9 protein-coding genes and 1 other RNA gene are annotated in these 14,083 nt (G+C 52.6%); 7 read left to right on the forward strand and 3 right to left on the reverse strand.

Annotated features, from left to right (window positions below; genetic code table 11):
• The first annotated feature begins 207 nt into the window (after nucleotides 1-207).
• Both ppsA and AB4K05_RS15490 read left to right on the forward strand, forming a co-directional pair.
• On the forward strand, nucleotides 208-2,586 hold the full coding sequence (gene ppsA, locus AB4K05_RS15485) for a phosphoenolpyruvate synthase (protein ID WP_368480819.1): 2,379 nt from the start codon (nucleotides 208-210) through the stop codon (nucleotides 2,584-2,586).
• 247 nt (nucleotides 2,587-2,833) lie between these two features.
• Entirely contained in the window at nucleotides 2,834-5,203 is a 2,370-nt protein-coding gene (locus AB4K05_RS15490; protein ID WP_368480820.1) for a glycoside hydrolase family 3 N-terminal domain-containing protein, read from the forward strand.
• An 8-nt stretch (nucleotides 5,204-5,211) separates the two neighbouring features.
• Here AB4K05_RS15490 and rprA read toward each other — a convergent pair.
• The 3 genes from rprA to AB4K05_RS15505 form a co-directional block, all read right to left on the reverse strand.
• Nucleotides 5,212-5,311: antisense sRNA RprA (gene rprA / locus AB4K05_RS15495), an RNA gene on the reverse strand.
• Nucleotides 5,312-5,550: 239 nt separating this feature from the next.
• Nucleotides 5,551-7,029 carry an FGGY-family carbohydrate kinase gene (locus AB4K05_RS15500; RefSeq protein WP_368480821.1) on the reverse strand — a complete coding sequence of 493 codons (1,479 nt, stop codon included), beginning with the start codon at nucleotides 7,027-7,029 and terminating at the stop codon, nucleotides 5,551-5,553.
• Between the two features lie 26 nt (nucleotides 7,030-7,055).
• Nucleotides 7,056-8,354: a nitrate/nitrite transporter gene (locus tag AB4K05_RS15505; protein ID WP_368480822.1), complete on the reverse strand. Its 1,299-nt coding sequence runs from the start codon at nucleotides 8,352-8,354 to the stop codon at nucleotides 7,056-7,058.
• A 330-nt stretch (nucleotides 8,355-8,684) separates the two neighbouring features.
• Here AB4K05_RS15505 and AB4K05_RS15510 point away from each other — a divergent pair, with 330 nt between their 5' ends.
• The 5 genes from AB4K05_RS15510 (at nucleotide 8,685) to AB4K05_RS15530 (ending at nucleotide 14,012) form a co-directional block, all read left to right on the forward strand.
• Nucleotides 8,685-9,470, forward strand: a complete 786-nt coding sequence (locus AB4K05_RS15510) for an SDR family oxidoreductase (RefSeq protein WP_368480823.1) — start codon at nucleotides 8,685-8,687, stop codon at nucleotides 9,468-9,470.
• A gap of 79 nt (nucleotides 9,471-9,549) precedes the next feature.
• Nucleotides 9,550-11,004, forward strand: a complete 1,455-nt coding sequence (locus AB4K05_RS15515; RefSeq protein ID WP_368480824.1) for an FAD-binding oxidoreductase — start codon at nucleotides 9,550-9,552, stop codon at nucleotides 11,002-11,004.
• Nucleotides 11,005-11,057: 53 nt separating this feature from the next.
• A complete protein-coding gene (locus AB4K05_RS15520; protein ID WP_368480825.1) occupies nucleotides 11,058-12,413 on the forward strand; it encodes an MFS transporter in 1,356 nt (451 codons plus the stop codon).
• Nucleotides 12,391-13,173, forward strand: coding sequence for an electron transfer flavoprotein subunit beta/FixA family protein (locus AB4K05_RS15525; protein WP_368480826.1), 783 nt, complete (start codon nucleotides 12,391-12,393; stop codon nucleotides 13,171-13,173). The genes AB4K05_RS15520 and AB4K05_RS15525 overlap by 23 nt, the downstream gene beginning before the upstream one ends.
• Nucleotides 13,170-14,012 carry an FAD-binding protein gene (locus tag AB4K05_RS15530; RefSeq protein WP_368480827.1) on the forward strand — a complete coding sequence of 281 codons (843 nt, stop codon included), beginning with the start codon at nucleotides 13,170-13,172 and terminating at the stop codon, nucleotides 14,010-14,012. Before AB4K05_RS15525 ends, AB4K05_RS15530 begins: the two co-directional genes overlap by 4 nt.
• Nucleotides 14,013-14,083: the final 71 nt, after the last annotated feature.

Here is a 14,083-nt window from a genome sequence, read left to right on the forward strand (position 1 = left end):
TTATCTTATCGCCAATAGACCGTCGGTTATTGTGGCTTTTTAGCTTAATCAGTAGGTTATGAATTACATGGAATCAATCCTAAAAAGTAAAAAAATAATTTGCTTACACGATTCACCGTTTTTTTCAGCAGTTTAAATATGCGAGGATATTTTGAGTAGTCAGTCGTTACTTATCACTGCTTCTTTAATCAAAAAAGGATTGTCTCGATGTCCAACAATGGCTCGTCACCGCTGGTGCTTTGGTATAACCAACTCGGCATGAATGATGTAGACAGAGTTGGAGGCAAAAATGCCTCCTTGGGTGAAATGATTACGAATCTGTCCGGGATGGGAGTTTCAGTACCTAACGGATTTGCCACCACTGCCGATGCGTTTAATCAGTTCCTCGACCAGAGCGGCGTGAACCAGCAGATTTATCAGCTGTTGGATAACACCGATATTGACGACGTTACCGCCCTGGCGAAAGCCGGCGCGCAGATCCGCCAATGGATCATCGACACTCCTTTCCAGAGCGAACTGGAACAGGCTATTCACGAGGCATATAACCAGCTGGCGGCAGACAATGCCAATGCCTCTTTTGCCGTGCGCTCCTCAGCCACCGCAGAAGATATGCCGGATGCCTCCTTTGCGGGACAGCAGGAAACCTTCCTAAACGTCCACGGCTTTGATGCAGTGCTGGTCGCCGTGAAGCACGTATTTGCTTCACTGTTTAACGACCGCGCGATCTCCTATCGTGTTCACCAAGGCTATGACCACCGCGGCGTTGCGCTGTCGGCGGGCGTTCAGCTGATGGTGCGTTCCGACCTCGCATCCTCCGGCGTGATGTTCTCCATCGATACCGAATCCGGCTTCGATCAGGTGGTATTTATTACCTCCGCGTGGGGACTGGGCGAGATGGTGGTGCAGGGCGCTGTGAACCCGGATGAGTTTTATGTGCACAAGCCGACGCTTGCCGCCGGTCGCCCGGCTATTGTGCGTCGCACGATGGGCTCGAAAAAAATTCGTATGGTGTACGCACCGACCCAAGAGCACGGCAAGCAGGTACGTATTGAAGACGTACCGCAGGCGCAGTGTGACATTTTCTCGTTGACCAACGACGAAATCCAAGAGCTGGCGAAGCAGGCCGTACAGATTGAGCAGCACTACGGTCGTCCAATGGACATCGAGTGGGCTAAAGACGGTCACACTGGCAAGCTGTTTATCGTTCAGGCGCGTCCAGAAACCGTACGTTCGCGTGGGCAGGTAATGGAGCGCTATACGCTGCATTCTCAGGGGCGCATTGTCTCTGAGGGCCGCGCTATCGGCCACCGCATTGGTGCGGGTAGCGTGAAGGTGATCCACGATATCAGTGAAATGAATCGGATCCAGCCGGGTGATGTACTGGTGACCGACATGACCGACCCCGATTGGGAACCGATCATGAAAAAAGCGGCAGCCATCGTCACTAACCGTGGTGGGCGTACCTGTCACGCGGCGATTATCGCGCGTGAACTGGGCATTCCAGCCGTCGTAGGCTGTGGTGATGCCACCGAGCGCATGAAGGATGACGAACAGGTTACCGTTTCCTGCGCCGAAGGTGACACTGGCTATGTCTACGCCGACCTGCTGGACTTTAGCATCAACAGTTCCAGCGTCGATACCATGCCGGATCTGCCGTTGAAAATCATGATGAACGTCGGTAACCCGGACCGTGCGTTTGACTTCGCCTGTCTGCCAAACGAAGGCGTCGGTCTAGCGCGTCTGGAATTCATTATCAACCGGATGATTGGCGTACACCCACGTGCGTTGCTGGAATTTGATGACCAGGAACCTAAGCTGCAAAACGAAATCCGCGAGATGATGAAAGGTTTTGACTCGCCGAAAGAGTTTTACGTTGGCCGCCTGACCGAAGGGATTGCCACGCTCGGCGCGGCATTCTATCCGAAACGCGTCATTGTGCGCCTCTCGGATTTCAAATCTAATGAATACGCCAACCTGGTGGGCGGCGAGCGCTATGAGCCGGAAGAAGAGAACCCAATGCTCGGCTTCCGTGGCGCAGGTCGTTACGTGTCTGATAGCTTCCGCGACTGCTTTGCGCTGGAGTGTGACGCGGTGAAACGCGTACGTAACGAGATGGGTCTGACCAACGTTGAGATTATGGTGCCGTTCGTACGTACCGTCGACCAAGCGAAAGCGGTTGTCGATGAACTGGCGCGTCAGGGGCTCAAGCGCGGCGAAAATGGTCTGAAGATCATTATGATGTGCGAAATCCCATCTAACGCCTTGTTAGCCGAACAGTTCCTCGAGCATTTCGATGGTTTCTCTATCGGTTCCAACGACATGACGCAGCTCGCACTGGGTCTTGACCGTGACTCTGGCGTGGTTTCGGCACTGTTCGATGAGCGCAACGACGCGGTGAAAGCGCTGCTGTCGATGGCGATTCGCGCGGCGAAGAAACAGGGCAAATATGTGGGGATCTGTGGCCAGGGGCCGTCCGATCACGAAGACTTTGCCGCCTGGTTGATGGACGAAGGGATCGACAGCCTGTCGTTGAACCCTGATACCGTTGTTCAAACTTGGCTGGGTCTGGCCGAACTGAAAAAATAACGCATCTTGCCGTTGATAATCCCGGGCCTTGTGTCCGGGATTTTTTTTGCCGTTCCCCCAAATCATTCGAGTTGTTGGCGATCACACTTCGCGAAGAAAACCAAAAATCATAAATCCGCTGGCAATTTCGACAATTGTTCCACGCCCGTCACTTCTGAATACTGATTCACAAATGCTAATACCGTGCGCTAACCCGTCATTGTGCTGAATGATTTCGGGCATTGACCAGCAACTCAGGAGAACGGCTATGACCCCGATTTACAAAGATCCCCAACGCCCGATTCAGGAGCGTGTCGATGATTTACTGGCGCGTATGACGCCTGAAGAGAAATACGCCCAGATGCATGCTTGGTGGCTGGTGCTGTCGGAAGAGGGACAGCATCGTGAAAGAACTGACATGAGCGATGAATTTGCGGGCGTTAGTGCGCAGTCATCGCTCAGCGAACGCTTAAAACTTGGGGTTGGGCAAATTACCCGTCCGTTGGGCACCCATATTGTCGATGCTAAAACCGGCGTTCGCGCCGCCAATCGCCTGCAAAAAATGATGATTGAAGAGACTCGCCTCGGGATCCCCGCGCTATTTCATGAAGAGTGCCTCGTGGGACTGCTGTGTAAAGACGCCACGCTGTTCCCATCATCGTTGAACTACGGCTCGACATGGGATCCCGCGCTGGTCAAACGTGCCGCACAGCAGATTGGTGAAGAGGCCCGATCCACCGGTTGCAAGCAGGGGCTGGCGCCGGTGCTCGATGTTTCTCGCGATGTACGCTGGGGGCGCACCGAAGAAACCTTTGGCGAAGACCCGTGGCTGGTGGGGGTCATGGCCTGTGCCTATGTTGAAGGGCTACAGGGCGAAAAACGCGACGTGTTGGCGACGCTTAAGCACTACGTTGGTCACTCGTTTAGCGAAGGGGCGCGTAACCATGCGCCAGTGCATTTGGGCTTTCGTGAACTGAACGATACCTTCTTGCTGCCATTCGAAATGGCGGTAAAACAATCGAATGCGGGATCTGTGATGCCGGCCTATCACGACATCGATAATCAGCCGGGGCACAGCGACAGCTTCCTGTTAACCACGGTGCTGCGTGAGCGCTGGGGCTTTGACGGTATCGTCGTGGCTGATTACGGTGGCGTGAGTCTGCTGCATCAGCACCACGGCGTTGCGCAGGATGCGGCTGAATCGGCGGCACTGGCATTTAACGCTGGGCTGGACGTAGAGCTACCGAAAGACGACTGCGCTCGTCATCTGGCTGAAGCGGTTGCGCGCGGGCTTATTTCCCCTGAGAAAATTGACGAAATTGTCGCCCGCACGCTGACGGAAAAATTCCGTCTTGGCCTGTTTGAACACCCTTATACCGATGAGAATGCCATCTCGCTGCAGTCAGATACGACCCGCCAGGTGGCAAGAGAAGTGGCAACCCGCTCGATTACGCTGCTGGAGAACCGCGATGTGCTGCCGCTTACCGGCAAACCTCGTATTGCAGTCGTCGGCCCGACGGCGGACGATCCGCTGGCGCTGCTTAGCGGCTATAGCTTCCCGGTGCATTTGATCATCAGCGATATGGTGGAGAAAACCTCGCAGGTGACCACACCGCTGGCAGCACTTCGCCATTATCTTGGTGATAGTCAGGTTCGCTATGCCAAAGGCTGCCATATCATTGAGCAACGCATGGCGGGCGCGCCGGTCTTCCCTGGTGATAGCTCGGGCAAGCCGATGCAGTCTTCTCCGGTATCTGAGGATCTTAGCCTGATCCCGCAAGCGGTATCTGCCGCGTTGGAAAGCGAGGTGGTTGTCGTCTGTCTGGGCGATCTGGCGGGGCTGTTCCAGAGCGGTACGGTGGGTGAAGGTTCTGATACCGACAGCCTGAATTTGCCCGGCGTACAGCAGCAGCTGCTTCAGGCGCTAGTGGACACCGGCAAGCCGGTCGTGGTGGTGATGACCGGTGGACGTCCGTATAACCTGCAAGGTCTAGAAGAGAAAGTCGCGGCGCTGATGCTGGCATGGGCGCCGGGTCAAGAGGGCGGCTGGGCGATAGCCGACGTGCTGACCGGACGCGCCGAACCGCAAGGGCGTCTGGTGGTTAGCGTGCCGAAAAGTGCCGGGGCGATGCCGTTTTACTATAACCATAAGTTGAAAAGTGGTGGTACGCCGTTTGCCTTCCATTTTGGCGCGCTGTATCCGTTTGGCTACGGTAAAGGTTGGGGCGAGTTCACCTATGGTGAGCCGCAGCTGGCGCAAAGCCAAGTGCCGATTGACGGTGACATTACCTTGCGTATTCCGGTCAAAAATATCGCAGAGCGTAGCGGCAGCGAAGTCGTGCAGATTTATGTGCGCGATAAAGTGGCATCGATGGTGCGTCCGCTTCAGGAACTGAAGGCGTTTGAACGCGTGACACTGTCACCAGGTGAACAGACGACGCTAACCTTTACGCTGCCGGTAGATATGCTGAACTTCACCAGCTATGACGGTCAGCGCATCGTTGAACCCGGTGAGTTTGAGTTGCAGATTGGGAGTTCATCGGCAGATATTCATTGCCGCGTGACGGTGCAGGTTAATGGGCAAACCCGCGTGTTGCCGTCGAATTGGCGGATGATGAGCCGCTGCGAAATCGGCTGATATAGTGTTAAAAAAAATGCCCATCGTGGGAGATGGGCAAAGACTACACACAGCAATTCGTTGTTTCACTCAGGGGATATATAAATCAAGGGGTTGTTCTATTACCTTGAAGCTTATAGTAGGCATACGTATTTTTTGCGTCGATCGGATTCCTCTCAATAGTTAAATAAATGTGAATAATTTCCGCGAGATGTCGCAAATCGCGCCGGTTTTTGTCCCTTGGCAACGCACCAACCGGTTAGATTTATTTAAGTAATCAAGAGGGCGCTTTGAGGCCGTGAAGTTGGTGCTGCTTGAGGCTATGAGGCGGCATAACCAATCGGTTATGCCGGCCTCGCTTTCTTTGATTATGCGTTTGACCAGCTTTGAATCGCGTCTAGGTTATCCAAATCACCGTGGAAGACCGCGTAGGATTTTTTCAAGATAGGATCGGTGTGCTGTGTCAGGTCTTTAAAGATGCCTTTATTCATCGCTTCATAACGTGCAGCATTTTCTGCCACCGGCGTAAAGACATCCTTCACCCGTACCATATTGTCGATGGCCTGTTGGTACGACGTATACAGCCCTAGCCCAACAGCCGTATTGATTGCAGCACCGAGGCTTGCGCAGCCGTTAATCTCATTACGTCTGGCGGGCAGGTTAAACACATCAGCAAAAATCTGCATAAACAGACAGCTGTTTGAGCCGCCGCCGGTGATGATTATCTGTTTGGCAGAATGCTTCATTTCCGACGTCATATTGTCGTAATTATTCTTCAGGGTCAGCGCGATGCTTTCAAGAATCGAGCGGTAAATCCAGGCGTAATCCATCGTGGCGTTAAACCCAATCATAATCCCGCGCTTGTACGGCTCCCACGGGTTGGTGAGCCAGTCCAGCACGGTCATCAGACCGTCGCAGCCCGGTGGCACCTGACTGGCTTTTTTATTCAGCAAATCTTCCGGGGAAAGCCCTTGAGAATGGGCATCTTGAATGAATGACTCCCCCAACATGTCTCGAAGCCAACTTACCGTCCACATGCCTTTGCGAATGCCGTAACCTTCATACAGCAGGGTTTCCGGTATGGATGACATGATAGGCCAGTAATGAACAGGATCTTTCGGCAGCGCTTTGCCGTTCATCATCAGGGCGATGTATGTGCCCAAAGAAATAACCGCCGTATCATCATCCAGCATACCTGCGCCAAGTGCTTCAACGGCTTTATCGCTGGTACTGCATACCACCGGCAAACCTTGTGGGAAGCCCGTTAACGCTGATGCTTCTGATGTGATATGTCCCAAAATGGAGCCGGGCATTTGTACATCAAATAACATGCTACGCGGTAGATTAAATTTCTGAATTACCTCGGGATCGTCACTCCAGCCCCAGGTCTTGTAATCTACTGGCCATTGTCCGAAGTAGTTGGCGATATTGTCCTTGAACTCTCCGGTCAAACGATGTGAAAGATAGCCGGAGAAGGAGGTCACATAGGCCACCTGTTCGTTGTCGTGCTCGTAGGGCCGCGTTACGCGGCTATCTTGCCAGCTAATCAATGGCGCAGCGGGCGTGCCGTCGGCTTTCAACAGCGCACGACAGCAACGAATCGATCCCAAGCCGATACCTACGATATCCGCTCTATTGCCCTGAAAACGGCCCATTAAATCTTTGCCCGCCGCACACAGAGAAGTCCACAGGTCGTCATCTGGGTGTTCCACGGTATCTGCATCAGGGGTGTGCATGGGCTGTAGCAGGCCTTTGCCTTCACACACTACATTCCCTTCGAGGTCATACATCACTACTTTTGTACTTTGACTGCCGCCATCAATTCCAATGATGTACTTCTTAGACATAGTCTTTCTCCTTTAAAATTACACCGTCACTCGCTGACCGTTTTGTCGGCGGGTAGCGTCACGTTTTCATCGCGGCTGGCGGCGCGGATCTTTCTTGCCAGCAGGAAGGTGAAGACGATAACCATGCTTAGGGCGCACAACCCCATCAGCCACATATTGCGATAGGCTTCGGCTGCGGGCAGGGTGTCTTGCCAGTAGCCAACTACCGGGTAGACAAAGACGTCAGGGAGGAAACCGATGACGGAGCAGATCCCGACGGTGGTTCCCATAATGTAAGACGGCGTTCTGGCTTCGCCTGGGCAGGCCCAGTAAAGGCCACGAGAGGCGTAGCAGGTGAAACCGAGCAGCAATATCAGGCCGATTCCCATTCCCACTGACTCAGGGTTGGAGTTGGTCGCCAGTAGGGCGATAAGCGCGATGGCGCCGATAATGGAGAGCAGTTGAACCACGCGGGTAGGGGATTTGATTTTGCTGTAGGTGGTGATTATCCCACCGAGAGGGCCACAGATTGCGCGGAAAATCTTATTGATAACAATCCCCATGTAGCTGGCAGCGACCAGCGACATCCCATACATTTCTGTCAGATAGTTGGTGGAGTAGCTGAGAATAGCGTAGATGGTAAATACGCCAAAAATCACCATGCTGCAGTACCAGGTGGTGCTGATGCGTAAAACCGCCAGGATATCGCTGAGCTGAAAGGCTTTATTTGCTTGCCCTGCATCGTCATTGTGTGGAGATTTTCCCTCGCTGACAAAGAACCAGCACAGGAATCCCAGCAGGATATAGACCACGCTGTAGATCAGGATGACGGTTTTCAGGCTATTGGGATCTTCAGGCTCGAATTGCGAGAAAGCCCACATGGTAAAGACCGCCAGCGACATCACGCCGACGCCTCGCAGTCCTTCCATCCAGCCCATGATCTTGCCCTGTTCGCTGTGTGTGCCAAGCAGAGATGCGGCCTTAATCGATACTGACCACAGCATCAGGATAGTGGTGATAGCAAAAGCCACCTGAATGAGTAACATCACCCAAAGCGGGGGATAGGTGGCCATTAACAGTCCCAGCAGCCCGGTAATAATCATTGAGGAGGTAATCATTTTACGGTGAGAAAACTTGTCAGCGATAATCCCACTGGGCGCATAGAGAATAATTGCGGTAATTCCGAATGTGCTCATTATTAAGCCTATTTCGGTATTAGTGAAACCCATAAATTTTGCCATGGGAATCTGGTAAATATAACGCAAATAGGCAAGATCAAAACTGACGCCACCGCTAAAACTAATAATGGCGAGGGTTATCCAACGGCGATATGATGAATGTTGCATATCGTTCTCTCGTGTTATTGGGGCTGAATTAAAGACAAAAAAAAGAGAAAAGTAAACCGCCCTTGCAGGTGGATTACTTTTCTCATGGTCTCCAGTAATTGGCGTTATAAATATCATGGCCAACAAGATTTGAGTGTGAGAATAATCACGATTCTCTTTATTATTATTTTTAAATGGTGGAAGTTTGGCTCTGTGAGTTTCATCACAATCGATCCTTCTGGGCTGTGATAAAACTAATTCCAGTTACCAGAGAATATGAGAAAGGTGACTTCCCTCAAGCGGGGGAAGTTGCCTTTCTTTTTTTTTGCCTAAAGGATTTTGGAGCCCATCATGTCTATTGAATCTCTTAATGCTTTTTCCATGGATTTCTTCTCACTGCAAGGTAAAACCGCCATTGTGACCGGTGGCAACAGTGGATTAGGCCAGGCCTTTGCGATGGCGTTGGCAAAGGCAGGTGCCAATCTGTTTATACCGAGCTTCATCAAGGATAATGGCGAAACCCGCGAACTGATTGAACAACAGGGTGTACAGGTTGAATTTATGCAGGTGGATATCACGGCTGAAGGCGCACCTCGTGAGATAGTTGCTGCCTGCTGCGAGCGTTTTGGCACCGTGGATATCCTCGTGAATAACGCTGGTATTTGTAAGCTGAACAAGGTGCTGGATTTTGGGCGTGCCGATTGGGACCCAATGATTGCGGTCAACCTGACCGCTGCGTTTGAATTAAGCCATGAAGCGGCAAAAGTCATGATCCCGCAACAGCACGGGAAAATCATTAATATATGTTCGCTATTTTCTTATTTAGGTGGGCAATGGTCTCCGGCATATTCAGCAACAAAACATGCACTGGCTGGTTTTACCAAGGCATATTGCGACGAGTTGGGGCAGCATAATATTCAAGTAAATGGTATTGCGCCTGGCTATTATGCCACGGAAATTACGACAGCTACCCGCAGTAATCCCGAAACGAACCAGCGCGTGTTGGATCATATCCCTGCAAATCGTTGGGGAGATACTCAGGATTTAATGGGGGCAATGGTTTATCTGGCGAGTCGGGCATCTGATTATGTGAATGGTCATTTATTGGTCGTTGATGGCGGATATTTAGTTCGCTAGTTAAGAAAATCCTTAAAGAATATTACCTGTTAAAAGGTGGTTCCTGTATTTTTTATGTTCAAAACAGAAAGGAAATACTATGTCTTTATCCCGCGAAGCCATTGTCGAACAGGTCAAAGAGTTAGTTGGTCCTGGCCGCGTTGTTACTGATGAAAATGTGTTGAAGAAAAATAGCTACGACCGCTTCAGAAAGTATGCAGACATTCACGGTGTTTATACGTTACCCCTTCCCGCTGCGGTGGTGAAATTGGGATCGACCGAGCAGGTTTCTCAGGTGCTGGCATTTATGAACCAGCACAAAATCACCGGCGTGCCGCGTACCGGTGCTTCCGCGACAGAAGGCGGGCTGGAAACGGTGGTGAAGAACTCTCTGGTGCTTGATGGCTCCGGGATGAACAAAATTATCGATATTGATATTGAGAACATGCAGGCCACCGCTCAGTGCGGCGTGCCGCTGGAGGTGTTGGAAGATGCGCTGCGTGCAAAAGGCTATACCACCGGACATTCGCCGCAGTCTAAACCGCTAGCCCAGATGGGCGGTTTGGTCGCCACTCGCAGCATCGGCCAATTTTCCACGTTATATGGCGCGATTGAAGACATGGTTGTTGGGCTGGAGGCCGTTCTGCCGGATGGCACCATCACTCGCATTAAAAATGTGCCACGCCGTGCCGCGGGGCCAGATATCCGTCACATCATCATCGGTAACGAAGGGGCGCTGTGCTATATCACTGAAGTGACAGTGAAAATTTTCAAATACACGCCAGAAAACAATCTCTTTTACGGCTATGTTCTCGACGACATGAAAGTGGGCTTCGAGATCCTGCGTGAGGTCATGGTGGAAGGCTATCGTCCGTCGATTGCTCGTCTGTACGATGCAGAAGACGGCACACAGCACTTCACCCACTTTGCTGATGGCAAATGCGTGCTGATTTTCATGGCTGAAGGTAATCCACGAATGGCTCGCGCCACCGGTGAAGGCATCGCTGAACTTGTTGCCCGTTTCCCGCAGTGTACCCGTGTTGACAGCAAGCTTATCGAAAACTGGTTCAACAATCTGAACTGGGGCCCTGAGAAAGTGGCTGCGGAACGCGTGCAGATCCTGAAAACCGGCAACATGGGCTTCACTACGGAAGTGTCCGGCGACTGGAGTAGCATCCACAACATCTATGAGCGTGTTCTCCACCGCATTCGCACTGAATTCCCGCATGCAGACGACATTACCATGCTGGGCGGTCATTCTTCCCATAGCTACATTAACGGCACCAATATGTACTTTGTTTACGATTACAACGTGGTGGACTGCAAGCCGGAAGAAGAGATCGACAAGTACCACAATCCGCTCAATAAGATCATCTGCGAAGAGACTATTAATCTCGGCGGTTCAATGGTTCACCATCATGGTATTGGTAAGCATCGCGTTCATTGGGCCAAAGCAGAGCACGGTAGCGCTTGGGCGCTGCTGGAAGCGCTGAAGAAACAGCTCGACCCGAACGGCATTATGAATACCGGGACGATTTATCCGATTGAAAAATAATCACGCCAATGGTTTCCCTAAACGGGAAACCATCTTTTTTTAAAGGGGCAGCTATGAGTACGTCACCCATTCGTATGGACGATCTGCCGCTAACCCGCTTTCACTGGCGTATTGCCGGCCTGACTTTTGGCGCACATCTGACCGATGGCTATGTGCTTGGGGTTATTGGCTACGCCATGATCCAGTTGCAGCCGCAAATGAATCTCTCGCCGATGCAGGAGGGGCTGATTGGCGGCTCGGCGCTGTTTGGCCTGTTTCTTGGCAGCCTGATTTTGGGCTGGATATCCGACCACATTGGCCGGCAGCGTATTTTTACCTTCAGCTTTTTACTCATTACGTTGGCCTCTTTTCTGCAATTTTTTGTTACCACCCCGGAACAGCTTATTTTCCTACGCATCCTGATTGGTTTTGGCCTCGGCGGGGATTACTCCGTCGGTCATACTCTGCTGGCTGAGTTTTCACCTAAGCGCTATCGAGGCATGTTGTTGGGCGCGTTCAGCGTGGTCTGGACCGTTGGCTATGTACTGGCAAGTGTGGCGGGACACGCTTGGCTTAACAGCAGCCCAGAAGCTTGGCGCTGGTTGCTAGCGTCGGCGGCTTTCCCTGCGCTGGCGATAACGCTTTTGCGAATGGGGACGCCGGAATCACCACGCTGGTTGATGCGACAGGGACGAATCACCGAGGCCCATGCGATTGTCCGACGCTTTCTCGGGGCCAATGTTTTGCCCGGAGATGAGATAGCGGGCGTCACCACGCGTCATATCAGCACGCTGTTTTCCGCCCGATACTGGCGGCGAACGGCATTTAACAGCCTATTTTTTGTCTGTCTGGTTGTACCGTGGTTTGTCATCTACACCTGGCTGCCGACTATCTCCATGACGATAGGCCTTGAGGATGCGCTCACCGCGAGCCTTATCCTCAACGGGCTGCTGATCATCGGCGCGCTGATCGGGCTGGTGCTAACTTGGTCTCTGTCGCGTCGCCAGTTTTTAATCAGCAGCTTCCTATTACTGGCCGTGACGTTGACCGCGCTGGCCTTTACGCCAGCTAGCAATAGTTTCCTGATTTTACTGTTATTTATCCTGTTCAGTGCGACCATTTCTGCGGCCAGTAATCTGGTGGGTATTTTACCCGCTGAGAGTTTTCCTACGGATATTCGCTCGTTGGGGGTGGGATTTGCTACGGCCATGAGCCGCCTTGGCGCAGCCCTCGGCACCGGCCTGCTGCCTGTAGCGCTGACCGCATGGGGAATGCGTAACACGTTACTTGTACTGGTGGCTATATTGCTCGTTGGGCTCCTTGTTTCTGCGTTATGGGCGCCGGAAACGAAAAATCTCTCGCTGGTGGAGGCAGCCGATCTGCCGCCAAAGCCACAAGGAAAGGTGAATGAACATACTGTTGGCGTTTAAATCCGAACCCGATCTCTCGATGCTGGTTGAGGCGAATTGGCAGGCCGCGGCCACCGGGACTATCGGGCCTGATTCAGCATTAATGCGCGTGATGATGGGCAATGATGAGCAGGGCGCCGCGGAACTGATGTTGATGCTGCGTGACAATGCGCCTTCTACGGTGCTAAGTGCCGTCACGATGGGCGATGAACGCGCAATTCCTGCCTTGCGTCATTTAGCGGCGCTTGGCTTCGAGCAACTGACGTTACTCGAAACGCAGCAAGATATGCGCTTTCATCCGGCGCTGGTGGCGGAGCAGCTCGCAAAGCAAGTGAAACAAAGTGGGAGCGAACTGGTGTTGCTTGGTACGCAAAGCAGTGAAGGGCAGAACGGGCAGACCGGTTGGCTGTTGGCGGAGATGCTCGGCTGGCCGTGTTTGTCTCAGGTGTGCGGATTAACGTTAGCTGAGGCGGGTTTTATGGTGCAGTGTGAGAATTTGACGCAGCGTACTCAATGGCATGTACAGCAGCCCACGGTGCTGATGGTACAAAATCGTGGGCAAATGGCACTTCGGGTTCCCGGCATGCGCGCACGGCTTGCAGCGGCGAAGGTGGAAGTTTCCCATGCGATGTGTGAATCGAATTTGCCGCCTTCCATTGCTTGTGTTGCGCTGGAAAGAAAACCGGTGCGCCGCGCGGGATTGCTTATTAACGAAAACTCACCGCAGGCTGCCGCCCGTCGTTTATGGCGTGACTATCTCGCACAAAGGATGCCGTCATGACGATTGCCGTGGTGCTGCTGGATTCCGCTGATGAACAGCCGTTGGCGTCTTTTATTGCCGATAGTGGGCTGACTGAAAGCGCATTGATAGGTTGGCGATTGCCGGGCGACGTATTCTCGATACCCGCGATATTGTCCGCGCTCGAAACCCAATACTATTGTCAAATCGTCGAGACGATCGTTTTCCCTGCATCAATCATCGGTGATGAACTGGCAACGCGGCTGGCGTGGCGTCTGGGGGGGAGTAGCGTTTGCCAGGTTGAGACCTATTCACCTGTTGCCCATACCTTAAGTAAAGCCGTCTACGGCAACGCGTTATATGCAACTCTACGGGCAAGCAATCGCCCGCTTTGCCTGTCGGCATCGCGCAATCGCGCTTTACGCGGCGAGGGACTTCCCGCAGCGATGCCGACGCTTGATATTGTGGTTCAGCCTACTGCAGATCCGTTGCCTGCGCCTGAGATCCTAGCAAAAACGCGCCATCCGCTAAACGCAGCGAAAGTGGTGTTGGCAACCGGGCTGGGCGCACAAACGGAAATTTTTGATAAGTTGGCCACCGAACTAAACGCCGAGCTTGGTTTTACCCGCCAGCGAGTGATGGCCGGTGGTTGTGATGAACAGCGGATGATTGGTATTTCCGGTCTGAACGTCGCGCCTGAAATCTGCATTATCGCCGGAGCTTCTGGCGCATCAGCATTCATGGCAGGGGTGCAGCAAAGTGGGTTTATCGTGGCTGTCAACAACAGCCAAACGGCACCGATATTTGCCGCGGCGGACGTGGGCATCGTTGGGGATGCTGAGGCGGTTCTGACGGCATTGGTTGACTGTATGGATGACTAACAGCTCACTTTTCCTGATGAAGCCAGTTTGCAGACCTATCTCGTCAAAAGATGATGATGGCATGAAGGCCC

Origin of the sequence: Kluyvera sp. STS39-E (assembly GCF_040932435.1) — a bacterium.
In the GTDB taxonomy this organism is placed as follows: domain Bacteria; phylum Pseudomonadota; class Gammaproteobacteria; order Enterobacterales; family Enterobacteriaceae; genus Kluyvera.

Bases quoted from the DNA above. Each gene is read 5' to 3' on its own strand.
- ppsA (WP_368480819.1), top strand. From the start codon at position 208: ATGTCCAACAATGGCTCGTCACCGCTGGTGCTTTGGTATAACCAACTC.
- AB4K05_RS15490 (WP_368480820.1), top strand. From the start codon at position 2,834: ATGACCCCGATTTACAAAGATCCCCAACGCCCGATTCAGGAGCGTGTC.
- AB4K05_RS15500 (WP_368480821.1), bottom strand. From the start codon at position 7,029: ATGTCTAAGAAGTACATCATTGGAATTGATGGCGGCAGTCAAAGTACA.
- AB4K05_RS15505 (WP_368480822.1), bottom strand. From the start codon at position 8,354: ATGCAACATTCATCATATCGCCGTTGGATAACCCTCGCCATTATTAGT.
- AB4K05_RS15510 (WP_368480823.1), top strand. From the start codon at position 8,685: ATGTCTATTGAATCTCTTAATGCTTTTTCCATGGATTTCTTCTCACTG.
- AB4K05_RS15515 (WP_368480824.1), top strand. From the start codon at position 9,550: ATGTCTTTATCCCGCGAAGCCATTGTCGAACAGGTCAAAGAGTTAGTT.
- AB4K05_RS15520 (WP_368480825.1), top strand. From the start codon at position 11,058: ATGAGTACGTCACCCATTCGTATGGACGATCTGCCGCTAACCCGCTTT.
- AB4K05_RS15525 (WP_368480826.1), top strand. From the start codon at position 12,391: ATGAACATACTGTTGGCGTTTAAATCCGAACCCGATCTCTCGATGCTG.
- AB4K05_RS15530 (WP_368480827.1), top strand. From the start codon at position 13,170: ATGACGATTGCCGTGGTGCTGCTGGATTCCGCTGATGAACAGCCGTTG.